The sequence below is a fragment of the Sporosarcina sp. NCCP-2331 genome (assembly GCF_023707945.1).
Classification (GTDB): domain Bacteria; phylum Bacillota; class Bacilli; order Bacillales_A; family Planococcaceae; genus Sporosarcina; species Sporosarcina cascadiensis.
Window position 1 is genome coordinate 26,291 of the sequence record NZ_BRCD01000009.1, and the last position, 23,726, is coordinate 50,016.

Here is a 23,726-nt window from a genome sequence, read left to right on the forward strand (position 1 = left end):
TATCTCGCCTTATCCAAGTAGCGGAAACCTGGTTAAGAAAAAATCCAAGCCGGTCTAATAAAGTGTACCCTTTGTAAAGGACAATTTCAAAAAATTCTAGGCTGTTTGTTGAAGCTGTTGTCTGTATTTTGCAGGCGGCAGCTTTTTCAAATTTTATTGACCTCGATAATGATTGTAGTACGTCATATAACTCTTAATCTCTCGTCTCACTTCTTCTAATGTCTCGCAATCTTTTATATTGGTTTCATCCTTGAAGTGACCAAAAAATGATTCCTGAGGGGCGTTATCCCAAAAGTTTCCCCTACGTGACATCGATCCCTAACCCCATTTTCTTTACAGCTGCCTGATATCTGGGATTCGTATAATGGAATCCTTGATCCGAATGTATAAAGGTATTTGTCAGTAAATGACGGTGTTTCTTTTGTTTCTGAAGGGTATTCATGGCGACATCGAGGCCTAAAGAAGAAAAGATTTCATAGGCTAATATCTTCATTCGTTTGGGCGTCTTTAATCATTAATCGTTGACAAGTAAGCGCGTTTTCCATTTCCATACGTCAAATAGGTGATATCGGTCAATAATACCTTTCCAGCTACCCCCTTGCTTACACTCGCGTTGTAACGTGTTTTCACAAGTGCGATGCTCTTTCGTTGCCTTCGCCATACGCCGTGCCGGATTGGCCTTGCGGATCGGACAGATGATCTCAGATTTCTTCATAATACGGCGAATACGTTTTAGGTTGTACGTGATGCCATACTGACTTTGAAGTGTCATTTTAATTTGGCGTGCCCCTTTTTTTCTTCCTCGAAAATGATAGGCCCGTAAAATGATTTCCTTTACGGCTTCATCTGCCTGTTCTTGTGTTGCGCGTCCCTGTTTAGATTTCTCTTCAAAGTGCTTATAATAGCCTGAACGGGAGACCTCCATGATTGCGCATAAGTAGCTCACCAAACGTGCTAAGTTATATTTTCGGATGGTGGAATGGATAAGTTCATATTTCAGCACCGTTTGGATTGTGATTTCTTTTTCATCATCTGCCTTTCGAGTAGATCGAGCTTTTTTAACAGTTCATTCTCCGCTTGTAATAAGCGATTCTTCGCTTCCAACCGTTCAATTTTTTCTTCTGTTGTTAGATCACGTTCTATTGAGCGACCTGAATTGGTCTTTCTTGTATCCTGTAAGCCCTCTACACCACTTTTTCGGTAGGCGGCACGCCAGCGCTTTCCTGAAGATCTCACCCGTTTTATCCCGATTAAATCAGCATCTAAGCCGGCCTCCTCGAAAATCTCCCGTGGCAGTCTCCCTTTTTCATTCTTCGCAATAAAATGACGTTTAAATTCGTCGGTATACGTGATGGATTTGTCACTAACTGCCTGTACGTTGGGATTGCATTGTAATTGTTCTTGTTCTCTTGTGGTAAACAATCGTTCAGTCATCTTCATCCGCTCCCACATCGTTTTTTCTTATTATAAACAAAAGTACCCTATAGGATAGACTTTTTTCAAAGTGTCTATCGTTTAGGGTACATTTTATAAAAGGACAGCTTTCCTATGTCCCAAACGGTCTTCGATAGAACGGCTATCGCTTCCCAAAAGGATGGTTTGCTAACGGAACAGCTCCTGGATGACCAGCAGGTCTTTGTACTGTGTTCGTGTCAGCTGATCGGGTCCTACTTCATTCGACAGGTCCTTCACGTACTTTAGGTTCCGGCTATCTATTATAAGAAAGATTTATCGTGCAGCAATGTAAATATTTCCACCATTTAACAGGCCTTTACAATTACCTTCAACTGCGCTTTACCAATGTAGTGGTAGATGGAAAAGTAATATGATTTAATTCTAACAGCTCGTCACTATTTTGTGTGCAATCCGCCACCCTCCCAAACAATAGTCTATGTAACGGAATAACCCTTTGCCGGAATTTTTTAATTGAAATTGAAGCAATTGTAGTAAGGAATGATTACAATGTTGTCTAAGTTAATAGTAGTGGGACGAAGGTGCCTGTCCATCATTGGATATTCACCAGTTTTGATTAAGATACGGGATCTTCATCTAGATAAAGCATAAGTTTATTTATATCTAGGATAAATATATAACCTTGACGATGTTCAATCATCCTCTTTTCTTTCCACTCATTAATTACTTTATACACGGTAATTCTAGATGTCCCGATAAAGCGTGCAAGTGTGATTTGACTAATCTTTATTTTCGTTTCTCCTTTTTGTCTGTGCAGCTTGTACAAAAAGTGTGCAAGTCGATACTCAGCAGGTGCATTTAGAATGGTGGTAGCTTCGGCCAATAGCCGTACTTTCATTATCAACGAATCCATAAAGATGCTTGCTGCCTCGGGAAGATCCAAACACAACTGGTTAAATTCATCTTTCGAGAAAAAGTAAAGTGTTGAAGGGGCTGTGGTGACTGCGGTAGTAAAATAAGGATTCTTATAAAATCCCTGTTCACCCAACAGTCTTCCAGGTATTACATAATCGATATCCCTTTCATTTCCTTGGCTAGACAACAAACTAATCTTCACTTCTCCTTTTGAAAGATAATAAAATCCTTCACCAATCTCTCCTTGGTGAAACAATGTCGTATTTTTCTCAAACTTTCTTTTTAGTCCATAACCTTCTAAGATAAAATTTTCCCAACTATGTTTTTGATTGAACATTGTCTCCCACCTCTGCTTATAGTAAAAATTAAAAGTGAATTATAGACTGTATTCACTTTTATATTATCATATAATACTGATATTTCAATATTGTCTAACACTATCTTAGATTGTAAGAGGGACGGGCTTTTGTTTGATATTCATATCTCAAGCATGGCAAAAGAATGTTTGTGAAGCGGAATACGATAATCTATGAGCAAAGCACAATCGGAAAAGAAGTTTATATATTTGTTGAGGCGAAGATTAAAATCAGCACATAGATGTATTTAAACAGTAAAGAAAGGATTATTGAAATTCTAGGGAATGGACAAGTTTTTGGTGAACAGATACTACTTACAAAGAAAAGAGGGAAGCTACGCATAGAAAATCCTGTATATTTAAAGGTATAAGTAAGTAATTTCTTTTAGTGTAAGAGATAAGGCAAGTATATTAGCACAGAGAGAATAGGAAAGTTTAGAAAACGTTAACGAGTTAACGGAATACATAGACAATTTAATATAAGATAAGGATGTGGAGGGAAAAAGGCTTAAGAATTATAAAGCCTTAATTTTAATGATGACTTAATAACGATTTTTTTGAGGGGAGAGAATTGAATGGCTATAATTGAATAAAATTGAGCGCATTGACGCTTTTAATGAAAAATACTGTGGCATACCAATTCTTTAAGGCAAATCATTTCAAATTATAATCAGGTTATCGCATCTTAAGGCACAGTGTCTCAATGAACCTGAAATATCTGGTTTTGATTAATGAACAAAGTTTTTGGTTAAGCAAGATAAGAAGTTAACAATGAACTTTTTTGTCAAAACAATTCGGAGGTGTGAAGAACTTGTCCAATGAAACCTTACATGAAGAAGATGGAAGAAGTGGAATGCCGGTAAAAGCCGTTGTAGCAGCAACATTTGGAACTATTATCGAATGGTATGACTTTTTTTTATACGCCACCGCCGCCGCGTTAATTTTTCCTAAGCTTTTTTTCCCTGAATCCGATCCATATATTGCTACAATATTATCTTTTACTACTTTAGCAACCGGATTCCTTGCGCGTCCTTTAGGGGCCATCATCTTTGGGCATTTTGGTGACCGTATAGGAAGAAAAACTGCATTGGTAATCACACTTTGGATAATAGGCATCAGTAGTACTATTATTGGATTACTCCCGACTTACGAAACTATTGGAATTTGGGCTGCAATAGCATTGGTTACTATGCGAATATTCCAGGGGATAGGTGTAGGTGGAGAATGGGCTGGGGCTGTCTTATTATCTATGGAATGGGGAAGCCGAAAGAAAAGAGGATTTACCGCTAGTATGCCCAATGCAGGCGTAGGAGGAGGTATGCTGTTATCCTCTGTAGTAGTGGCGTTATGTATGTATTTCACAGGAGATAATTTTTATGTTTGGGGTTGGAGAATTCCATTTATATTAAGTTTTGTTCTATTAATAGCAGGAGTAATTATCCGTAGTAAGATTACAGAAACGCCATCATTTCAGCGTGTCACTGATGGAAATCAAGTGGCAAAGGCTCCAGTTTTGGAGGTGCTTAAGCTATATCCGAAGCAGGTTTTATTTGTAGGGATGGCAAAGTTCTCCGAACATGTTCCTCACGCGATATTTGCTACTTACATGATTACCTACGTTACAGGTAATTTTAATATTGAATCTAGCTATATGGTTAATGTAATCGCTGTCGGAAGTTTTCTTTCGATTTTTGGTATTCCCTTATTTGGACATCTTGCCGATAAGTTTGGCATTAAAAGGATGTACATTATGGGGATTGCAGTAAGCTTTATATGGGCATTTCCTTATATAGGGTTAATTTATACAGAGATACCTATTTTAATTTTGCTTGCTACTATTATTTTTAACATGGCACACAATATACAAGCTGGGGCTCAACCAGCACTAGTGGCTCAAGCCTTTCCAGCACATCTTCGTTATAGTGGAGCCGCATTGGGAACTCAGGTTGCTGCGGTTTTTGCGGGAGGTATAGCTCCGTTGGTCTGTACCTATCTTATTCACACGACTGGAACACTTTACTCTATTGGAGCCTATATAGTGATTTCAGCGATGATCGGTGCAACAGGTACTATTTTACTTAAAAACCTATCAAGTACAGCAGATACAATTGAAAAGAAAGAGATAGAGAAATCGAAGGGATCTATAAGCATCATGTAAATGGTATGAAGATTAAAAAACTGCTGTCTCAAGTTTCATAAATCAGTGAATAAATTGGAGGGAATATGTTGGGACACTCACTAAGCGACAAGGCATGTATTATAGGTGTCGGTGAAACAGAATTTGTTAGGGGAACAGATAAACCTTTAGCTAGACTTTGTATTGAGGCATCACTTAATGCGTGTAAGGATGCCGGAATTCATCCATCGGAGATTGATGGTGTCATATCTCCTTGGAAATTCAATATTCGCCACGAGGAATTTGTTCATGGATTAGGAATGAAGGAACTTAAATTTAGTGGCCGCTTTGAATTGGGAGGGGCGAGTTGTATAGCTGCAATACAAAGTGCAGCTTTGGCAGTTGCCGCCGGTGTTGCGGATTTTATTCTTGTGGCTACTGGACAAAGAGGTTATTCGTCAGGCCCGAGAACAGGTGCAGGAGAATCAAGCATTTTAGATTTAAACAATGAATTTATGCCCAATGTCGAATATCGCGAAAACTTGGAATACCCTTATGGTTTAAGTGTTCCGTTACACTATTACTCGCTTCATGCGAATAGATGGATACATGAATATAATCCTGATCCAACTGGTATGCAGATTGTGGCGATGACCTGTAGGGAGCATGCACAATTGAATGAGAAAGCTTATATGAAAGGGCGTCCGATGACAGAAAAGGACTACCAAAACTCACCTATGCTTGTGGATCCATTTCGTCTTTTTGACTGTTCTTTAGAAACTGATGGGGCAGGAGCGGTAATTGTAACCTCACAAAAAAATGCCCATCGTTTTAAAAAACCAATATATATTGGAGGAATTGCTGAGGGACATCCGACTTATCCTGATGATTTGGCAACTAGACCCGACATACTGGATATGGGTATCACTCATGCTGCTCCGCGTGCATTCGATATGGCTGGCGTAAGTCATGATGACATTGATTTTGCAGAAATCTACGACTGTTTTACCTTTGTTCTACTAAGACAAATTGAGGAAATGGGATTTTGCTCACGCGGGGAAGCACCAGAGTTTGTTAAAAATGGACGCATAAAATTGGGCGGGAAATTGCCAGTAAATACACATGGTGGATTACTATCACAAGCACATGTTGTTGGGATTAATCATGTAGTCGAGGCTGTATACCAGTTAAGAGGTGAAGCAGGGGAAGCACAGGTTAAGGATGCCAAAATTGGTTTAGTAACAGGCTATGGAGATCTCAGTGATGGTTCTATTGCTATTTTACACAATTAAAACATATTACAAGTCATGTGGAAGGGAGTTTTAACATGGATACTACCGGAGTTTTATATCGACCAATACCAACAAGTCATAATGATAGGGATTGGGATTTATTTGCCCCTTTTTGGGAAGCAACCCGGAGCGGGAAGTTGGTAGTACAAGAATGTACTGTAACCAAAAAGAAGGTTTGGCCCCCCAGATTTGTCTCACCACATTCCCCAGGTGCTGATCTTGTATGGGTACCTATTGAGGGAAAGGGGAAGGTCTATACATTTAACATTGTTTATAGAGGTTTTCTTACCTATTTTGATGAGAAGGTACCCTATGCGATGGTTGTAGTTGAGTTAGAAGAAGGTGTGAGAATGTTAGGCAATGCAGTTGGAATGGATCCTACTAAGGTCCATTGTAATATGGAAATGGAAGCGGTTTTCGAAAAAGTTGATGATGAGATATTGGTGAATTGGAAACCTGTTGAAAGGGGTTAATATGTTATGAATAACGAGAAAGAAGTACTTAATGGAATTCGCGTTTTAGATTTTACATGGAGTGTTTCCGGTTCCACAACAGCAAGGATTCTAGGATCTCTAGGTGCTGAGGTGATAAAAGTCGAATGGCCGAAAAATCCAGATTTTATGCGTTTCTCTATGTATGCTGAGGGAGATAAACCAGGACTTAATAATGGGGCTTTCTTTAATAATTTAAATGCAGGTAAAAAGAGTTTGACTCTTAATGTTAAATCAAAACGTGGAATGGAAATTGTTCACGAATTACTAAAAAAATCAGATGTTGTATTAGAAAATTTTAGTGCAGAAGTTTTTGAAAAGTGGGGGCTGGATTATAAATCTTTGGAAAAAATCTCCCCGGGAATTATTTATATGAGTATATCCGGATTGGGACACACGGGTCGGAAAAAAATGTACGGAACCTGGGGGCCGACAGCTGCGGGTTTAAATGGTATGACGTTCATTTCTGGACTCCCCAAAACTCATCCAGCTGGCTGGGGATACTCGATAATGGATGTTGTAGCAGGCTATGCCGGTGCTTTTAGTGTGTTAACTGCTCTCTATCATAAAAAAAGAACAAATAAAGGTCAATATATAGATATTTCCCAAGTAGAAGCGGGATTACCTCTGGCCGGTGCCAACCTATTGGATTTTACCGTGAATCAAAGATCGTCGAAAAGACCCGGATTTCCCCCTGGTAATCGCGCCATTACTTCTATCGAATCACCTGAAAACAACTATCGAGGAAAAGTTGGCTGCCCTCACAACAGTTACCGCTGTAAAGGTGGAGGAGATAATGACTGGTGTACAATTGCAATTTTTTCCGACAAGGAATGGAATGTTTTTAAAAACGCTATTGGAAACCCGGAATGGGCAAAGAATGCAAAGTATGATAGTTTTGAAGGCCGATTAAGAAATCAAGATGAACTTGACCGGAATATCGAGCTATTTACAATTGAAAGTAACAAATACGAAGTAATGGAACTTCTTCAAAGTAGAGGGATATCATGTGGAGCTGTACAAATGAATGAAGATTTAATGGAAAAAGATCCTCAACTAAAGGTACGTAGCTTGTTTGAGAGGCTTAGTCATCCATTACTGGGTGAACGAAACTTTGTAGGTATCCCAATAAAAATGTCAGAAACGCAACCCTATTTGCATAAATCAGCACCTTTAATGGGAGAAGATAATGGATATGTACTAAGTGAAGTTCTTGGTTATAGTAATGACGAAATAAATGACCTGGAGGACAATGGTATTTTATGGCCTAAAGATATGCCGAAGGATGAATTTAAAGAAGTCAGATCATTATGGTAAGGAGGATGATGTTTTATGAAAAGAGCGTTAGAGGGCATCAAAGTCTTAGAAATTGGAGATCAATTAACTCAGTTTACAGGTAAAATGCTGGCGGATATGGGAGCGGAAGTTATAAAGGTGGAACCCCCTAATGGAGTTGAAGCGCGGCAAATAGGTCCTTTTTATAACGATGAACAAGACCCTAATAAAAGCCTTTACTTTTGGCATTACAATACATCAAAAAAGTCTATAATTCTTGACCTTACTAAAGAATCAGACAGAGAAAAGTATATTAATTTATTACCTCAATTTGATGTGGTACTAGAAGATTTCATGCCTGGCACATTAAAAGAATGGGGGCTTGATTTTGATACGTTATCTAGTAAGTATCCGGCATTAATTATTTGTTCAATTACACCGTTTGGGCAAACAGGACCGTGGAGTCAATATAAAATGTGTGACATTACCCAATTAGCCCTAGGAGGAGTAATGGCTGTGAATGGCTATGATGATGTGGAAGGAGCGCCACCAATTGCTCCAACAGGAGGGCAAGCAGCCAACATGGCCGCAAATTTTGCTGCTATAGGAATTGTAAGCGCTTTATTCCATAGAGATTTTGGACAGGGGCAGGGACAACACTTAGATATTTCTGTTCATGATTGTGTAACCGTCTCGACTGAAATGTCCATTCCCTATTGGGAATACCAAAAAGCACATGTGAAACGTCATACAGCCCGCCACGCTTTGCCAAATAAATCGAGCAGATGGATTTTTAAATGTAAAGATGATCGCTATATTCTTTGCTTGAATACTTATCTGGATGAAAAACGCTGGAGAGAAATAGTCAAGTGGCTTGCTTCAAAAGGGATGGAGGGGAAATTAAGTGATGAAAGATATGTAGATGATAATTTCCGTGCAACAAAAATGAATACCATCTGCGACGTATTAGAAGAATTTTGCTTAATTCATGAGTCGGAATATATTTTTCATTACGCGCAAAGTATTAATTTGCCATGGGCTGTGATTCGGGCTCCTGAAGAAATGCTGCAAGATCCTCATTTGACTGAGGATCGCAAAGCTTTTGTGAATGTTGAGCATCCAGAATTAAAGGAGACATTTCAGTACCCGGGAGCCCCTTATAATTTTAATAAGACTCCATGGGAGATTTCATCGAGACCGCCTATGCTAGGTGAGCATAATGAAGAAATAGAAAATCAATATGCGAGTGACAAAGTTTTAATAAAGAATCATGAATAATAAACTGTGTTATAAATAATCAAAGACTAAAATCTAAATTTAAACTCCACATTAAAAAACTGCCTAATTTGATACATACCCCGAATCTTGGACACTTTAAAACAAAAATCCTGATTCGGGGTCTTTGTATGTTCTCATACTTAAACCCTGTTTATTATCGACTTCAAGAATTATAACGAAAAATTAATAAATCAGTGGGATAAATTCCAATGTAAGCGTTATATTTTTTGGTAGTTGAAAGAAATAATAGCGTGATATGTTAATAGTTTAACGGAATGGTCGGGAGAGGCTAGGTTAGAATGGTTTTGTAGGTAAAAATGATCCTATTAAAAGGAAGCTATAAGGAGAGTGTAAAACTTATGAGTATATCAGACATAACCATTATGGAAACTAGTAAAGAACAAGAAGCAATGGCAAAGAACGATTATACAACAGGGACTGCTTTTTTAGAAGCTTTACAAGAAGCAGGTGTTTCTTATATTTTTGCTAATTTGGGTAGTGATCACCCATCACTGATTGAGAGTTTGGCACAAGCACAAAAAGAGAATAAAAAACTCCCGAAATTAATTATTTGCCCACATGAAATGGTGGCGATGAGTGCAGCGCACGGCTACGCGCAAATTACAGGGGAACCACAGGCGGTGATTGTTCATGTTGAATGCGGAACGCAAAATATTGGCGGAGCTATTCATAACGCATTTAAAGGAAGAGTACCCGTGCTTGTATTCGCCGGTGCGTCCCCTTATACACAGGAAAACGAATTGACGGGAAGCCGAAACGAATTTATTCACTGGATCCAAGACGTATTTGATCAGCGAGGTATTATGCGAGGATACTCAAAATACGATAATGAGATTCGCACTGGTAAAAATGTTAAGCAACTCGTTCACCGTGCACTCCAATTTGCGAAAAGTGATCCGCCGGGACCTGTATATCTGATGGGACCACGTGAAGTGATGGAAGAAAAGACTGAACCAATTACAATCAATCAAGCCCTTTGGGAACCAATTTCCCCTAGCGCGATTCCGCCAAGTAGTATTGCGGAACTAGTAGAGGATTTAGTAAAAGCCAAAAACCCACTAGTCATTACATCGTATTTGGGAAGAAATCCGGAAGCGGTTAAGGATCTAGTTCAATTAAGTAAACGCTTAGCCATTCCTGTAATAGAATCTGTATCGAATGCGATGAATTTTCCAGCCGATAATCCAATGCATTGGGGTCACCAATGGAATACGGCGGGACAAAATGAGCTATTGGCAAAGGCAGACTTTGTTCTTGTTTTGGATAGTGATATACCGTGGATACCTATGAAAAATAAACCCGCTGATGACGCGACAGTATATTATATTGATATGGATCCACTAAAAGAAGAAATGCCCCTATGGTATATTCCTTCGAAGCGTTTCTTTAAAGCGGATACACAAGTGGCATTAGAACAAATAAATAATTACCTAGATGGCACGAGTCAAGTAAATGAAGAAATGATCGCAAAACGTTGGAAGAAAAACTCTGAAATCCATGTGCAACAAAGTGAAAAGAACTATCAATTAGAAAAAGTGACCGAAGATGTAATTACTCCAGAATATCTAACTGCTTGTGTTAGGGAAATTATCGATGAAGATACGATTGTATTAAATGAAGGCATATCCAACTTCCAGACCATTTGTACTCATATTGGCACAAAAAATCCCGGGACACTACATGGGAGTGGGGCAGGCTCGTTGGGTTGGAACGGTGGAGCGGCTATCGGTATGAAGTTAGCTAACCCTGATAAGACAGTTGTGAGTCTGACTGGAGATGGTTCTTTCCTCTTCAGTATTCCTTCTGTCGTTCATTGGATGGCTAAAAGATATAATACACCCTTCTTGACTGTCATTTATAATAACTCGGGTTGGAAATCCCCGAAACTCTCTACATTGGGTGTTCATCCTAACGGTGTGGCGAATGCAATGGATCAATTCCATGTGAACTTTGATCCACCGGCAGACTTGGCAAAAATTGCTGAAGCTGCAGGAAATGCGCACGCACAGACAGTGAAAAAACCTTCCGAGTTGAAGAGCGCTTTACGGAAAGCCATCGGGGCTGTAAAAGAAGGACGTACTGCTGTAGTGGATGTCTATATCCCGTCTGTTTAATTGAAGTGTTAATAGATTATATTATAAATAAACTTTTAATTTTGAAAATATGTTAATAGATTAACAGGAAAATTGAGAAGTTTCGTATAATATAAGTATATACCAATGATTTCGCTCTTCTATAATTTCTGTAATGGCTTCTTAAACTACTTTTTGGGGGTAATATGATGAATATCCAGTCACAGGAAGTAAATAAAATGCTCGATCCTCCGTTGGAATTGTTAAGTAAAATGCTCGATAGTGTTGTAAATGATTCTATTATGGTGATTGATTTGACCCAAGTGCTAAATGAGAAAACGCCAGTCATTGATCTCCCTGAACCATTTATAAATACGAGCCGTTTTCAAATGAAACAGCTATCTAAATATGATGAAACAGGGCCTGTATGTTATTGGAACGACCTGACGTTAGGAGAACATTGCGGTACGCATTTTGATGCACCGAACCATTGGTTTTCGGGAAAAGAAAATGATAGTATCGACACGATCCCAACAAAGAACATGGTTGGCGAAGCACGAGTCATTAATATAAAAGAGAAATGTAAGAGGAATCCTAACTATTGCTTAACGGTGGAAGACATAAAGGAATATGAGGAAGAGCATGGTGAAATACCAAGACATTCTTGGGTACTACTCCATACGGGATGGGCAGAATATATAAATGACCATAAGTTTTTAAATATAAATAAAGAAGGCTTATCAAACACTCCAGGTTTTACGCCCGAAGCTTCCAGGTTCCTTGCTACTGACCGGGATATTCTGGGGGTTGGTGTGGAAACTGTAGGAACGGATGCGGGTATAGCCCAGACATTTGATCCTCCTTTTCCTAGCCATCACTATATGCATGAAGCCAATAAATATGGCTTGGCACAGTTAACAAACTTGGACAAACTCCCACCCAAAGGAGCTATCCTTATCGCAACCCCTTTAAAGATAATGAATGGGAGCGGGAGTCCAGTTAGAGCGATTGCGTTAGTAGGAAACAACTGAAGAGATTGTAAATGGTAAATAGGTGTTTTCATTAGTTATCTATGCAACGCAAATGGGATAAAAAAATTGATGGGGGAGATTTATATGAAAACGATTAGCAAAAGTAGTACGACCATTAAATTTGAAACGCAATATGGTCCTTTTATTGATGGTGAATTTGTAGAATCATCAAATGGATATATCGACTCTATTAATCCTGCAACTGGCGAGCTATTGTCCAGAATAGCAAGAGGTGGAAAAACAGAGGTTGACGAAGCCGTCAGATCTGCCAATATTGCATTTGAAAGCTGGTCTCAAGTATCTGTCGAAGAACGTTCGGCATATCTTCATAAAATCGCGGATGCATTGGAGGAAAACAAGGAACGGTTTTGTATGATCGATTGCCTTGATACAGGTCGTCCAATTCACGAACTTTCCATGGATTACGGTATTGCTATTAGTCAATTTCGATATTTCGCTTCGGCAATTTTAATGTTCGAGGGTACTTCAAGGCCTATTACAAACGGTCAACTGATCGTACAAAAAGATCCCTTAGGTGTATGTGCTCAAATCATTCCTTGGAATGTACCTATGATTATGGTATCTTTCAAACTTGCTCCAGCCCTTGCTGCGGGAAATACTATCGTGATGAAACCTGCTGAAGATGCAAGTTTATCCACATTAGAACTTGCAAAGATTCTGAAAGATATTTTGCCAAAAGGTGTTGTCAATTTTGTCCCAGGTTATGGTATTGAAGCTGGAGAAGCACTCATGAATCATTCTGATATCCATAAATTATCCTTCACAGGCAGTGTAGGTGTGGGTCGTCTAATTGGTAAAACAGCAGGTGAAAGGCTTATGCCGGTCACGCTTGAATTAGGTGGGAAATCTCCACATATTGTTTTTCCGGACGTGGATATTGATAGCGCCGTTGAAAATGTTACATTTGGTTACTGTTCCTTTAATGGGCAAAGTTGTATTCTAGGCTCCCGTTTATTTATTCACGATGATATTTATGACGAGTTTATAGAAAAGTTGGTAAAAAGAGCAAAAGAAGTCAAAGTGGGTGACCCGACGGATCCATCCACAAGAGTTAGCTCGCTTATCAATGAAAAACAAGGAAAAAGAGTATTGGGTTATATTGAGATCGCTAAAGAGGAAGGCGCTAAATTGTTGGTAGGAGGAAATCGCATAACTGTTCCTGGCAACGAACATGGGTATTTTATTGAACCAACTATTTTCGAAGCGACAAACCATATGAGAATTTCGCAAGAAGAAATCTTCGGACCAGTTCTTACTGTAATGCGATGGAATGATATCGATACGGTCATCAAAGAGGCAAATGATGTAGAGTTCGGGTTGGCTGCGGGTATCATGACAAAGGATTTCAAAGCTGCAATTGCGACTGCCCAAAAGCTACAAGCCGGCAGTGTCTGGATTAATCAATACTTTAACTTCCAAACAGGTGCTCCATTTGGAGGCTTTAAAAATAGCGGTTTAGGAAGAGAATATGGTAAAGAGGCACTGGATGAGTATACGCAAGTTAAAACGATTGCAGCAAATTTCGATCCACCACCAACAGGTTTTTATAGCTAATTTCACTTGATCGGTGATATAGTTTATATAATGAAAAGGGGAAACTGTGTGATTTGTTTCCCCTTTTTTGATTATATAAAATCACTAGCGTCGCATTAAAACTAAATACAAATTGATAGAAAACGTAATACTCTGTAATTAAAGCCAAGCACAAAAAAATCCTTTATAATGGTGGGCAGGTAGTAACCTATCAAAATCCAAAATAAGGGACTCACACATGGATAAGATTGACACGAAAAACAGCATTTGAGCAATGGGCTGCCCCTATTTCCAACGAATTATTTGAAGATCAGGTAAAAGCCCATTGTCTGGACTACTATACAAAAAATTTGTATATGGCTTCGTTTACAAAATTACTATTATATGCACAACTTCATTAAACAGAAAGTGCCATCAGTGATAGTGTCTTTTCGGGAGAACTGCAAGAAGCCACGAGTTTGGATTCCATTAGTTTCTCCCAACTAGGAAGAAGTTTGCATCAAATTCCTACGGATTTCTTTACAACGTCTTTGAAAATTATTGATTCGAGTACTTTGCCATTGAATCTGAACAATCACCGTTGGGAGACATTCCGTAAAACCAAATCAGGCATCAAACTGCATCTGAGACTCGTTTTCATGGAAGATGAACGATTCGATCGGATGAGGGATATTTCTTCGCGTCCCGTTTGCGTAAGAATGCGGTGGTACGCCCACTCGAGCGCTTTGAACTGCCAGAGAATTCATCAGTGCAATCCGACGGAATGGTGGTCAGCGGTACTTCACAGAACCGTTCTGAAAATGTGTTTCGTCTCCTTCAGGTGCCTGATTCCAAAGAGAATCAATTAAACCTGCTCACTAATTAATTTTATTTGTCCGCAGATGAAATTGCCGAACTGTACAAGTCTCGTCGGGCCATCGAACTGTTCTTCAAATGTATGGAACGGCATTTGAATATCAAGAAGTTCTATGGTCAAAGTCAGCAGGGGGTACATAATCAAGTATACGCCGCTATGATTGTATATTGCTTGAACGTACCCGCGCAGTTAAGGACAAACAGTAAGCGAACGTATTTACCGATCAGTCGTTATCTGAAGGCATCCTTATGGAAATCAGCACATATATGGCTCCGTAAAATCGAAGGAAAAAGCGTAACGTAACGTTAATGGTTTGTTTCTGTTGCCCTAGTCAAAAGGTATGGTAAAAAGTGGATGTTTACTACCTGTATACTGGTGTTTTCGTTTTTTTTTTTTTTAGCCAGAATTAATAGTCGGAATAATGAATACAAAATTAAGCAACGCTAGTGATATAAAATGATCTAAAGATTAATACTTCACAAGTAATCAATTAAGTCTTTCCTTTAGATTCCTTTACATTCCTTTTGATTTGATAGAACTATTGAAAAAACACCTCGTTCACACTATCATTCTTAGGCCAGTTCCACAGCCCTTCAGTTAAATTATACTTTGAACCGTAGGGTAGCAGGAAAACGAGCTCTAGCTGACTGTTTTTCTCCAAGAAGGGTTTGAACACTTTGGTATGATGCGGGCATTATTAAGAATGACCACAATAGTGCTTGCCGAATTGACCTCTAGATATAAGATCTTTAAGGAATCTCTGGAATGCCTGGGCGTCCGCTGTCTTCTTTCGGTGATGGGGATGTAACCAGTAATACCGCCATCTTTATACGCATGCCAGAAGACTGAAGAGAAAAAATCTTTCCAGATAAAGCTTGATAAAATGAGTCGTTTATACATCTGCTTATTCGATGCTTTACGCATGCCTTCAACATGTTTAATTTTGCGCACTTTATTCTTGGAGAGATCATCCTTTTCTTGTTGTTTATCCAACCTATACCAGAAAAGGATAAGTTGGATTAGTTGTTTATCCTATATATAACTAGGATTCAGGACCTGACATGGTATAAAAAGTACAAGAGGGAGGGGCTTTTGTGGATAATATATATCTCAAGCATGGCAGAAGAATGTTTGTGAAGCGGAATACGGTGATCTATGAGCAAGGAACTACCGGAAACGAAGTTTATATATTGGTTGAAGGAAAGATTAAAATCAGCATGGATGTATTTAACAGAAAGGAAAGAATTATTGAAATTCTAGGGAATGGACAAGTTTTTGGTGAACAGATATTGGATCAAAGTTCTTATTTTTCATCTGCTTGTACTTTGGAAAACTCTGTAATATACCAATTTGATTACAGTAAGTATCGGGAGTTGATGATAAAAGATAAATCTTTCCAAGACCTGTTTTATAACTCCATGATTACTAAATTAAAACATTTGGGAAATATCATCCAATTGAAATCACTCTCAGCAGAAGAACAGTTAGCCAATTCCCTTTTGGAAATCAGTTGTAAGTACAATAGTAATGAAATTCCTCTCAATCAACAACAGCTGTCCAACTACACTGGACTAACACGAATTACGATTTATAAAATCATAAAGGAATGGCAGGAGTGTAATCTACTTACAAAGAAAAGAGGGAAGCTGTGCATAGAAAACTCTGCATATTTACAGAGTTATGTAAGCGTTTTCCTGTAGTGCTAGAAATAAGATAAGTATAATTAGCGCAGAGAGAATAATAAAGTTCAGAAAATGTTAAAGAGTTATCAGAGCATATAGACAGCTGAATGTAAGATAAGGATGTGGAGGGAAAAGGCTTAAGAATTTATGGCTCTTCACCAAAACATGTGCTTGACTAGTCGCCATACACAATCCATTCGAGATTGCACTCCAGTAAAATTGTCTCTTTATAATGCACTGGATTGCGTGTGAAAAAGTGGCGACGTTGTAAAGATTTAATCAAATTATTTTTCTCTTCCACCGCTGCGTTGGTGAAGCGCAATTGATGGTAATTACAGATTTCAGCATGCCAATTCTTCATGGTTTTCAGGCAGTCTTGGATTGCTGGATGGTCAATCACTTCTCCTTGTTGGAGCCATTGCGTATATCCAGTCAGTGCTTGTTTATACGACGAACTACAGTCATACCAGTCAATGAACGCCTCTTTCCACTGATAGACTTGACGTAAAGTCGAGTCGTATGGTAAGAGCCTTTCCAGTATCCTCATTTCTTCACTCGTCAGCTGGTCGTTGCGTTTACCGAGAATTCGAAAGTGCTTTTTTAACTCCTTTTTCGCGAGGGGAGCCAAATCTTTTTGAAGAGATATTCGAACGAATTGCAGCGCGTCGGTGACATAACGGTTGACATGGAAACGATCTGAAATCCGAATCGCTTCGGAAAAACAGGTCTTCGCAAAGGTATGGTTGGCTTTCGCAAGGTCCATGACAATAGCCTTTGGAGCCAACGCGCAAAGGGATGGCTGCGCGTGGAAATACGTTTCCAATTCGTTGAGGGTGCGTCCTGGAATGATGTCTAAGAATGTACTGTTCCGTAAGTCGTGTAAACCTGTATTATACGTATGCCCTTTTCGAATTGCGAAATCATCTATTCCTAGCACGAGATTCTGACACTGCTCTGCCTTCTCTTGGCATGCTTGTTGAACAAGTGCGGCAGCAGTTGTTTTCCACATATGTATGACACGTGCCACAGTAGAGGCGGGTATTTCCGTCACGCATGCGGTATGGGTAATCGTCGAGCGAATCGCTTGTTTCGGCAATGTGGCTTCGAACGCTTTTGTATTGCGCTTTTTCGGGGCAACGAAGGCGTAATCCCAAACAAAAGAAGCCATACATTCTTTACAGGAAAGACGAATCGCGGGCAACTTCAAATACACATGGCAGCCAAATGCATCCAAATGACGAACCATTCGTGTGTAGCTCGTACCCCGTCGGATGGTGCAGCTCGAAGTACAGATAGGGCAAGGCTGCAGGTGGTCCACAGGAATAGCTTCAATAAAAACTTGACCTTCTACTTTTTCAGTTGTAACAATTTTTAACTGTGGTAAATCCCACAAATTTCCAGGATCATAATGCTTTAACTTTAATGGCGACTTACTATTTTGATTTGATAGATCCTTTGAAAAAGTACATTGTTCACAACATCATTCTTCAGCCGATCTCACAGCACTTCAGTTAGATTAGGCTTCGGGTGTAGGGTAGCGGGAAAACGAACTTCTGCTGAATGTTTTACTCCAAGAAGGGTTGAAACGGCGGCTTTAATATCTTTGTGCTAAAGTCGGTTCTACCAGATGCTGAGTTATCAGACACTTTAAAAGGCTCTATCATATTTATGGATCCATTAGTTATTGGTTTGATTTTATTTATTCTGTTTTCAGAAATTGTTCTTTACTTACAAGAAATAAGAAATAAGAAATAAGAAAGGGAAGAGTCTTCGGCTCGTGCTGTTCCCGCAGGAAGAGCCGGAACGAAGAACGGCTTCTGCGATTAAAGCGCAGCGTTATGAGCACATCTTTGCATTTCGCCGCCTTCCACTTAATCAACTTAGCATTGCGTAAATTTGCTGTCTATGCTGCAAACTTAACTCATCATATATAGAAGAGAAATTCTGACTATTTCACATGGTGAAATAGAGATGTGGAACGATGTATGCGTTTTCATTTATAATGATAATACAGCTAGTAATGAAAGAGAGGGTGTTGTGTTTGGTGTACTTCTAAACTCTGAAGGGACAAAAACATATTCATTGTCTAGCAAGAAAAAATAAAAACTAAAATAATGGAGGGTTTCAAATGACAACTTCAACAATCAAAACTTTAAAGGCGTTCAACCTATTACAGTGGATCGAGGACAATAAAGATGCGCTGCAGCCACCAGTCAACAACAAGGTTTTATGGGAAGATTCAGAATTTATTTGTATGATTTTAGGTGGGCCAAACAGACGGCGCGATTTTCATGTGGACCCTTCTGAAGAATTTTTCTATCAAATAAAAGGCAGCTGCTTTGTTGAAGTGATCAACTTTGAAGGCAAACGTGAAGTAGTGGAAGTGAAAGAGGGGGAAGTATTCATGCTTCCAGCTATGATGCCGCACTCCCCGCACCGTATTGCTGATACGTACGGACTTGTAATTGAGCGTAAACGCGATCAAGGTGAACTGGAAGATTTTGTTTGGTTCTGTGAAAACTGTGACCAAGAGATGCATAAAAAGACTATTCAACTAACTGATATTGGAACACAGGTTAAAGCGGCAATCGAAGAGTTCAACGGCAGTGAAGAATTACGTACATGTAATCATTGCGGTCACGTAATGTCTGAAGAAGTAGGGTTGTGGAAATGAGAGTAGACTTCCATACACATATCATTCCTGAAGATATTCCTGACTTTGTGGAAAAGTTTGGCGGCGGACGCTGGCCGACTTTAGAAAAAACATGTTCTTGTGGAGCCAATATTATGGTGGAAGGTAAAGTCTTCCGTGAAGTGACAGATCAAGTGTGGAGTCCTGAAAAACGTATTGAAGACATGGATGCGGAAGGCGTGGACATTCAAGTCTTGTCTCCAATCCCTGTGACATTTTCTTATTGGGCAGATGGCAAACAAGCTGAAGAAATGTCAAAAATCCAAAATGACTTTATCGCAAAGACGGTTAAACAGTATCCAGATCGTTTTATCGGTTTGGGAACGGTCCCTTTGCAAGACGTGGAAGTATCCATTCGTGAAATGGAAAGATGCGTTAAGGAGCTTGGATTGAAAGGCATAGAAATCGGAACCAATATCAATGGAAAGAACTTGGACGATCCTGATTTCACGAAGTTCTTTGAAATGGCAGAAAAGTGGGAAGTTCCTTTGTTCGTACATCCATGGGAAACACTGGGCGGGGAAAGAATGCCGCGTCATAATTTCATGTATACAGTAGGAATGCCAAGTGAGACGGCGTTGGCTGCTGCGAGCTTGATCAACGGAGGCGTAATGGAAAAGTTTCCGAAGCTGAAAGTTTGCTTTGCACACGGCGGGGGCTCCTTCCCGTATATCTTGCCGCGGTTAGACCAAGGCTGGAAGGTTTGGCCGCATTTGAGACAGACGAAAGAACTGCCTAGCTTTTATGCAAAGAACTTTTACTTTGATTCTTTGAATTATGATCCGTTAAATCTTAATTTTATGATAGATCGCTTTGGTCATGAAAAAATTGTGATGGGCTCTGACTATCCGTTCCTGCTGCGGGAAATACCGCCGGGTAAAGTGGTTGATGACACGGTGAATCTATCTGATGAACAAAGAAAAGCGATTCTTGGTGGAAATGCATTGGAGTTCCTCAACATATCTGTAAAGGAAGAGATGAAAAAATGACGCCTGAAGAAAAATTGAAAGAGTTAGGATTGGAACTGCCTCCATTACGTCCTTCACATGGAGACTATGTACGATGCGTACGAACGGGAAACTTATTATTCACTGCCGGACAGGGCGTAGATCAGTACCACGGAAAACTGGGAAGAGACCTGACTGTCGAAGAAGGATATTTGGCAGCCCAGCAATCGATGTTGAACTTAATCAGTGTAGTGAAAGAAGAAATTGGTGAACTCAGCAAAGTGAAGCAATTCGTGAAAGTTCTAGGCATGGTCAACAGCACAGAAGATTTCACGGATCAGCCGAAAGTGATGAACGGTGCTTCTGACTTAATCGGCAAAGTGTTTGGTGAAAAAGGAAAGCATGGACGGTCGGCAGTTGGAATGTCGCAGCTCCCTAACAATACTGCAATAGAAATTGAGATGATCATCGAGATTGAAGACTAGGAGGAATACCGTGGCCAAAGAATTAGTAGCGGACAACACGACTGTCCAGGATGCTAAACTATTTATTGACGGACAATATGTAGATGCAATTTCAGGAGAAACATTTGATACGATCAATCCGGCAACCAACCAAAAACTTGCTACAGTCGCCAAGGGCGGAGAAGAAGATGCCAACCGTGCGATCGAGGCGGCACACAAAGCATTCACAAGTGGAATCTGGAGTAATATGCCGGTTGAAAAACGTTCAGAAATCCTTTGCCGTATGGCAGATTTGATTCTTGAAAATGTGGAAGAACTTGCGTATGTAGAGACATTGGATGTCGGAAAACCAATTCGTGAAAGCCGTGAGTTCGATATTCCGCGTGCCGCATCTAACTTCCGGTTCTTTGCTGAAATGGCGAAATATATGGTGCACGAGCATTATGACATGGCAAACCATATGTCCTATGTACAATATGCTCCGGCAGGTGTAACAAGTTTGATTATTCCTTGGAATCTACCGTTCATGCAAATGACGTGGAAAGCATCCGCTGCACTCGCGGCCGGAAATACAGTCGTCATCAAACCGGCCTCTGATACACCATTAAGTGCAGTATTGCTTGGGAAGATTGCGAATGAAGCCGGTTTACCTCCAGGTGTTCTGAACATTATTACAGGTCCGGGAAGTACAGTTGGAACTGTTATGGCGAAGCATCCATATGTTCAGCGAATTTCATTTGTTGGCGAATCAGAGACAGGGAAGACCGTTATGCGTAATGCTGCGGAAAACCTGACACCAGTTTCATTGGAATTAGGCGGGAAGTCAGCAAATATCGTATTTGAAGATGCGGATTTGGATGAAGCGGTCGAAGGATCGATCGAAGCGATCTTCCGTAACCAAGGCGAAATTTGTCTGGCAGGTTCACGAATTCTGGTTCAAGAAGGAATCTACGAAAAGTTCCTTGAAAAGTTTGTGGCAGCAGTGAAAAACATTAAAGTCGGCGATCCGACAGACGAGTCTACAGATATGGGAGCGCTTGTTTCAAGAAGTCATTTGAAAGAAGTTGCGGACTATGTCCAAATCGGACTGGATGAGGGAGCCAAACTTGCTTACGGCGGTAAATTGGTAGAAGCTTTGCCTGAAGGCAACTTTTATGAGCCGACAGTACTATATGATGTAAATAATAAAATGCGTGTCGCACAAGAAGAGATTTTCGGGCCGGTACCTGTCATCATTCCTTTCAAGACAGAAGAAGAAGCGATTGATATTGCTAATGACTCTATCTATGGATTAGCTGGAGTGGTTTGGACGAATGATCTTCGACGCGGCCAGCGTGTAACGTCTCAAGTACACTCAGGCTTACTATGGGTAAACTGCTGGTACGTCCGTGATCTGCGTACTCCATTTGGAGGAGCAAAAGCAAGTGGAATTGGAAGAGAAGGCGGCCGCCACAGCTTTGATTTTTACACAGAGGCGAAGACTATTACAATTAAAAAATAAAACGAACAGCGAAAGGTGGCATTGCGCCCGCCTTTTGTTGTTTTCGAGCAGGAGGAGGAAGTACCTTGTCTACTAAAATTGAAGAGTATGCATCAGAACTATTAGAAGCTGAAAAAACACGCGAAGGGATTGCCCCTTTGACGGAAAGAGACAGCTCGTTAACAGTGGAAGATGCTTATTATATACAGCTGGAAATGGTGAAGCAGAAATTGTCTGAAGGAAGGACGATCATCGGCAAAAAAGTAGGTCTTACAAGTGCAGCGATGCAAAAAATGCTGAATGTTGATGAGCCGGATTACGGTCATCTTTATGATGATATGGAATTGAGAAATGAAGCGGTAGTCAAAGTGGATTCAATGTTGGCGCCAAAAGTTGAAGCGGAAATAGGTTTTGTATTGTCTGAAGATTTAGCTGGACCTAATGTAACGTTTCTGGACGTCATGATGGCTACGAAATATGTTGTGCCGACGATTGAAATCATAGACAGCCGGGTAGCTGATTGGAAAATTAAATTAATTGATACAGTTGCAGATAATGGATCGAGCGCAAAAGTGGTGGTCGGTGATAAGCAATCTACGTTGGAAATGCTGGATTTGCGAACAAATAGTATGGTGCTCTATAAAAATGACGAGCTGATTGCAACAGGCGCAGGAGCTGCAGCGCTTGGTCATCCCGCACATGCTGTTGCCTGGCTTGCGAATAAACTGCATGAATTCGGCATTTCATTGAAAAAAGATGAATTGATTTTACCCGGAGCGCTGTCAGGAGCAGTTGTAGTGGAAGCAGGAGACACGATTAAGGCGGATTTCGGTCCTGTCGGTGCTGTCACTGTACACTTTGAATAAATACTACGCTGGTAGGAAGGGAGTATGACGATGGAAAAAATAAAAGCAGCCATCATCGGTTCCGGGAATATCGGAACTGATTTAATGTACAAACTGGAACGCAGTGATGTTATAGAGTTAACAGCTGTTATTGGAATTGAGCCAGAATCTGATGGACTGAAGAGGGCGAAAGAGAGAGGTTATCAAACATTCTCTACTGGAATTCAAGCAATTACCGACAATCCTGAAATGGCAGACATCGTGTTTGATGCAACTTCTGCCAAAGCTCATCTTCATCATGCGGAAGTACTGAAGAGCTTAGGGAAGCTGGCAATCGATTTAACACCTGCAGCCATTGGACCTTTCTTTTCGCCGGCTGTAAGCAATGGAGAAAATGCAGGTGAGCTGGATAACGTCAACATGATTACGTGTGGCGGACAGGCGACGATACCCATTGTGAATGCCATCAATAAGGTAGCGGATGTTACATATGGAGAAATCGTAGCGACTATCTCGAGTTTGAGCGCCGGTCCCGGGACACGCGCGAACATTGATGAATTTACGATTACTACACGCAGAGGAATTGAAGAAGTCGGCGGAGCGGATAAAGGGAAGGCATTGATTATCTTAAATCCTGCTGATCCGCCCATCTTAATGCGAGATACGATTTATTGTGAAGTGAAGAATATGGATGAAAAAGCGATTCAGGAATCCATTGAAAATATGGTGGCAAAAGTGAAAGAGTATGTGCCTGGATATCGTTTAAAGCAAGCACCGCTATTCGAAGGGAATGTCGTCACCGTTTTTGTAGAAGTGGAAGGGGCCGGCGATTACTTCCCCGAGTACGCGGGGAACCTTGATATCATGACAGCGGCAGCTACGCGTGTAGCGGAAGATTTTGCCCGGTCGATGCAGGAGAAAAAGTCGCTCATCTAATGAAGAGGAAG

At 40.2% G+C, this 23,726-nt stretch carries 21 protein-coding genes and 1 pseudogene; 16 read left to right on the forward strand and 6 right to left on the reverse strand.

Annotated features, from left to right (window positions below; genetic code table 11):
* Positions 1-153: 153 nt before the first annotated feature.
* The 5 genes from NCCP2331_RS18435 to NCCP2331_RS06895 form a co-directional block, all read right to left on the reverse strand.
* Positions 154-312, reverse strand: a complete 159-nt coding sequence (locus NCCP2331_RS18435; protein ID WP_309296362.1) for an IS3 family transposase — start codon at positions 310-312, stop codon at positions 154-156.
* Entirely contained in the window at positions 302-493 is a 192-nt protein-coding gene (locus tag NCCP2331_RS18440; protein ID WP_309296363.1) for a hypothetical protein, read from the reverse strand. Before NCCP2331_RS18440 ends, NCCP2331_RS18435 begins: the two co-directional genes overlap by 11 nt.
* A 21-nt stretch (positions 494-514) precedes the next feature.
* Entirely contained in the window at positions 515-946 is a 432-nt protein-coding gene (locus NCCP2331_RS18445) for an IS3 family transposase (protein ID WP_309296364.1), read from the reverse strand.
* Between the two features lie 50 nt (positions 947-996).
* Positions 997-1,434, reverse strand: coding sequence for an HTH domain-containing protein (locus NCCP2331_RS18450; protein ID WP_309296365.1), 438 nt, complete (start codon positions 1,432-1,434; stop codon positions 997-999).
* Between the two features lie 595 nt (positions 1,435-2,029).
* Complete coding sequence (locus NCCP2331_RS06895; protein WP_251669566.1) at positions 2,030-2,665, reverse strand: Crp/Fnr family transcriptional regulator; 636 nt, start codon at positions 2,663-2,665, stop codon at positions 2,030-2,032.
* An 829-nt stretch (positions 2,666-3,494) separates the two neighbouring features.
* On the opposite strand from NCCP2331_RS06895, the gene NCCP2331_RS06900 reads away from it, so the two are divergent.
* From NCCP2331_RS06900 to NCCP2331_RS06945, 10 genes and pseudogenes are all read left to right on the forward strand, one after another.
* Positions 3,495-4,841 carry an MFS transporter gene (locus tag NCCP2331_RS06900; RefSeq protein ID WP_251669568.1) on the forward strand — a complete coding sequence of 449 codons (1,347 nt, stop codon included), beginning with the start codon at positions 3,495-3,497 and terminating at the stop codon, positions 4,839-4,841.
* Positions 4,842-4,906: 65 nt separating this feature from the next.
* A complete protein-coding gene (locus tag NCCP2331_RS06905; protein ID WP_251669570.1) occupies positions 4,907-6,091 on the forward strand; it encodes a thiolase family protein in 1,185 nt (394 codons plus the stop codon).
* A 35-nt stretch (positions 6,092-6,126) separates the two neighbouring features.
* On the forward strand, positions 6,127-6,564 hold the full coding sequence (locus NCCP2331_RS06910) for a Zn-ribbon domain-containing OB-fold protein (protein ID WP_251669579.1): 438 nt from the start codon (positions 6,127-6,129) through the stop codon (positions 6,562-6,564).
* 6 nt (positions 6,565-6,570) lie between these two features.
* Positions 6,571-7,899, forward strand: coding sequence for a CaiB/BaiF CoA transferase family protein (locus tag NCCP2331_RS06915; protein ID WP_251669581.1), 1,329 nt, complete (start codon positions 6,571-6,573; stop codon positions 7,897-7,899).
* A gap of 15 nt (positions 7,900-7,914) precedes the next feature.
* On the forward strand, positions 7,915-9,135 hold the full coding sequence (locus NCCP2331_RS06920; RefSeq protein ID WP_251669583.1) for a CaiB/BaiF CoA transferase family protein: 1,221 nt from the start codon (positions 7,915-7,917) through the stop codon (positions 9,133-9,135).
* 359 nt (positions 9,136-9,494) lie between these two features.
* Entirely contained in the window at positions 9,495-11,270 is a 1,776-nt protein-coding gene (locus NCCP2331_RS06925; RefSeq protein ID WP_251669585.1) for a thiamine pyrophosphate-requiring protein, read from the forward strand.
* Between the two features lie 164 nt (positions 11,271-11,434).
* The gene (locus NCCP2331_RS06930; protein WP_251669587.1) at positions 11,435-12,259 is read left to right on the forward strand and encodes a cyclase family protein; all 825 of its coding nucleotides are present in this window, start codon (positions 11,435-11,437) and stop codon (positions 12,257-12,259) included.
* A gap of 84 nt (positions 12,260-12,343) precedes the next feature.
* Positions 12,344-13,834, forward strand: a complete 1,491-nt coding sequence (locus tag NCCP2331_RS06935; protein WP_251669589.1) for an aldehyde dehydrogenase family protein — start codon at positions 12,344-12,346, stop codon at positions 13,832-13,834.
* A gap of 221 nt (positions 13,835-14,055) precedes the next feature.
* Positions 14,056-14,972, forward strand: a pseudogene (locus tag NCCP2331_RS06940) (transposase).
* A 791-nt stretch (positions 14,973-15,763) separates the two neighbouring features.
* The gene (locus tag NCCP2331_RS06945; RefSeq protein WP_251669590.1) at positions 15,764-16,369 is read left to right on the forward strand and encodes a Crp/Fnr family transcriptional regulator; all 606 of its coding nucleotides are present in this window, start codon (positions 15,764-15,766) and stop codon (positions 16,367-16,369) included.
* A 157-nt stretch (positions 16,370-16,526) separates the two neighbouring features.
* Here NCCP2331_RS06945 and NCCP2331_RS06950 read toward each other — a convergent pair whose 3' ends face one another.
* Positions 16,527-17,669 (reverse strand): ISL3 family transposase, encoded by a 1,143-nt coding sequence (locus NCCP2331_RS06950; RefSeq protein WP_376776806.1) that lies wholly within the window; start codon positions 17,667-17,669, stop codon positions 16,527-16,529.
* 810 nt (positions 17,670-18,479) lie between these two features.
* On the opposite strand from NCCP2331_RS06950, the gene NCCP2331_RS06955 reads away from it, so the two are divergent.
* From NCCP2331_RS06955 to NCCP2331_RS06980, 6 genes are all read left to right on the forward strand, one after another.
* Positions 18,480-19,025 (forward strand): 3-hydroxyanthranilate 3,4-dioxygenase, encoded by a 546-nt coding sequence (locus NCCP2331_RS06955; RefSeq protein WP_153722759.1) that lies wholly within the window; start codon positions 18,480-18,482, stop codon positions 19,023-19,025.
* Positions 19,022-20,032 (forward strand): amidohydrolase family protein, encoded by a 1,011-nt coding sequence (locus NCCP2331_RS06960; protein ID WP_251669662.1) that lies wholly within the window; start codon positions 19,022-19,024, stop codon positions 20,030-20,032. The genes NCCP2331_RS06955 and NCCP2331_RS06960 overlap by 4 nt, the downstream gene beginning before the upstream one ends.
* Positions 20,029-20,475, forward strand: a complete 447-nt coding sequence (locus tag NCCP2331_RS06965) for a RidA family protein (protein WP_153722760.1) — start codon at positions 20,029-20,031, stop codon at positions 20,473-20,475. Before NCCP2331_RS06960 ends, NCCP2331_RS06965 begins: the two co-directional genes overlap by 4 nt.
* Before the next feature lie 10 nt (positions 20,476-20,485).
* Positions 20,486-21,955, forward strand: a complete 1,470-nt coding sequence (locus tag NCCP2331_RS06970) for an aldehyde dehydrogenase (protein WP_251669593.1) — start codon at positions 20,486-20,488, stop codon at positions 21,953-21,955.
* Positions 21,956-22,020: 65 nt separating this feature from the next.
* Positions 22,021-22,800, forward strand: a complete 780-nt coding sequence (locus tag NCCP2331_RS06975) for a 2-keto-4-pentenoate hydratase (protein ID WP_251669595.1) — start codon at positions 22,021-22,023, stop codon at positions 22,798-22,800.
* Positions 22,801-22,830: 30 nt separating this feature from the next.
* Positions 22,831-23,715, forward strand: a complete 885-nt coding sequence (locus NCCP2331_RS06980) for an acetaldehyde dehydrogenase (acetylating) (RefSeq protein WP_251669597.1) — start codon at positions 22,831-22,833, stop codon at positions 23,713-23,715.
* Positions 23,716-23,726 lie beyond the last annotated feature (11 nt).

Coding starts and splice junctions, on each gene's coding strand:
- NCCP2331_RS06910 (WP_251669579.1), top strand. CDS start 6,127: ATGGATACTACCGGAGTTTTATATCGACCAATACCAACAAGTCATAAT.
- NCCP2331_RS18440 (WP_309296363.1), bottom strand. CDS start 493: ATGAAGATATTAGCCTATGAAATCTTTTCTTCTTTAGGCCTCGATGTC.
- NCCP2331_RS18435 (WP_309296362.1), bottom strand. CDS start 312: ATGTCACGTAGGGGAAACTTTTGGGATAACGCCCCTCAGGAATCATTT.
- NCCP2331_RS06955 (WP_153722759.1), top strand. CDS start 18,480: ATGACAACTTCAACAATCAAAACTTTAAAGGCGTTCAACCTATTACAG.
- NCCP2331_RS06930 (WP_251669587.1), top strand. CDS start 11,435: ATGATGAATATCCAGTCACAGGAAGTAAATAAAATGCTCGATCCTCCG.
- NCCP2331_RS06960 (WP_251669662.1), top strand. CDS start 19,022: ATGAGAGTAGACTTCCATACACATATCATTCCTGAAGATATTCCTGAC.
- NCCP2331_RS06925 (WP_251669585.1), top strand. CDS start 9,495: ATGAGTATATCAGACATAACCATTATGGAAACTAGTAAAGAACAAGAA.
- NCCP2331_RS06905 (WP_251669570.1), top strand. CDS start 4,907: ATGTTGGGACACTCACTAAGCGACAAGGCATGTATTATAGGTGTCGGT.
- NCCP2331_RS06980 (WP_251669597.1), top strand. CDS start 22,831: ATGGAAAAAATAAAAGCAGCCATCATCGGTTCCGGGAATATCGGAACT.
- NCCP2331_RS06965 (WP_153722760.1), top strand. CDS start 20,029: ATGACGCCTGAAGAAAAATTGAAAGAGTTAGGATTGGAACTGCCTCCA.
- NCCP2331_RS06915 (WP_251669581.1), top strand. CDS start 6,571: ATGAATAACGAGAAAGAAGTACTTAATGGAATTCGCGTTTTAGATTTT.
- NCCP2331_RS06920 (WP_251669583.1), top strand. CDS start 7,915: ATGAAAAGAGCGTTAGAGGGCATCAAAGTCTTAGAAATTGGAGATCAA.
- NCCP2331_RS06935 (WP_251669589.1), top strand. CDS start 12,344: ATGAAAACGATTAGCAAAAGTAGTACGACCATTAAATTTGAAACGCAA.
- NCCP2331_RS18450 (WP_309296365.1), bottom strand. CDS start 1,434: ATGACTGAACGATTGTTTACCACAAGAGAACAAGAACAATTACAATGC.
- NCCP2331_RS06895 (WP_251669566.1), bottom strand. CDS start 2,665: ATGTTCAATCAAAAACATAGTTGGGAAAATTTTATCTTAGAAGGTTAT.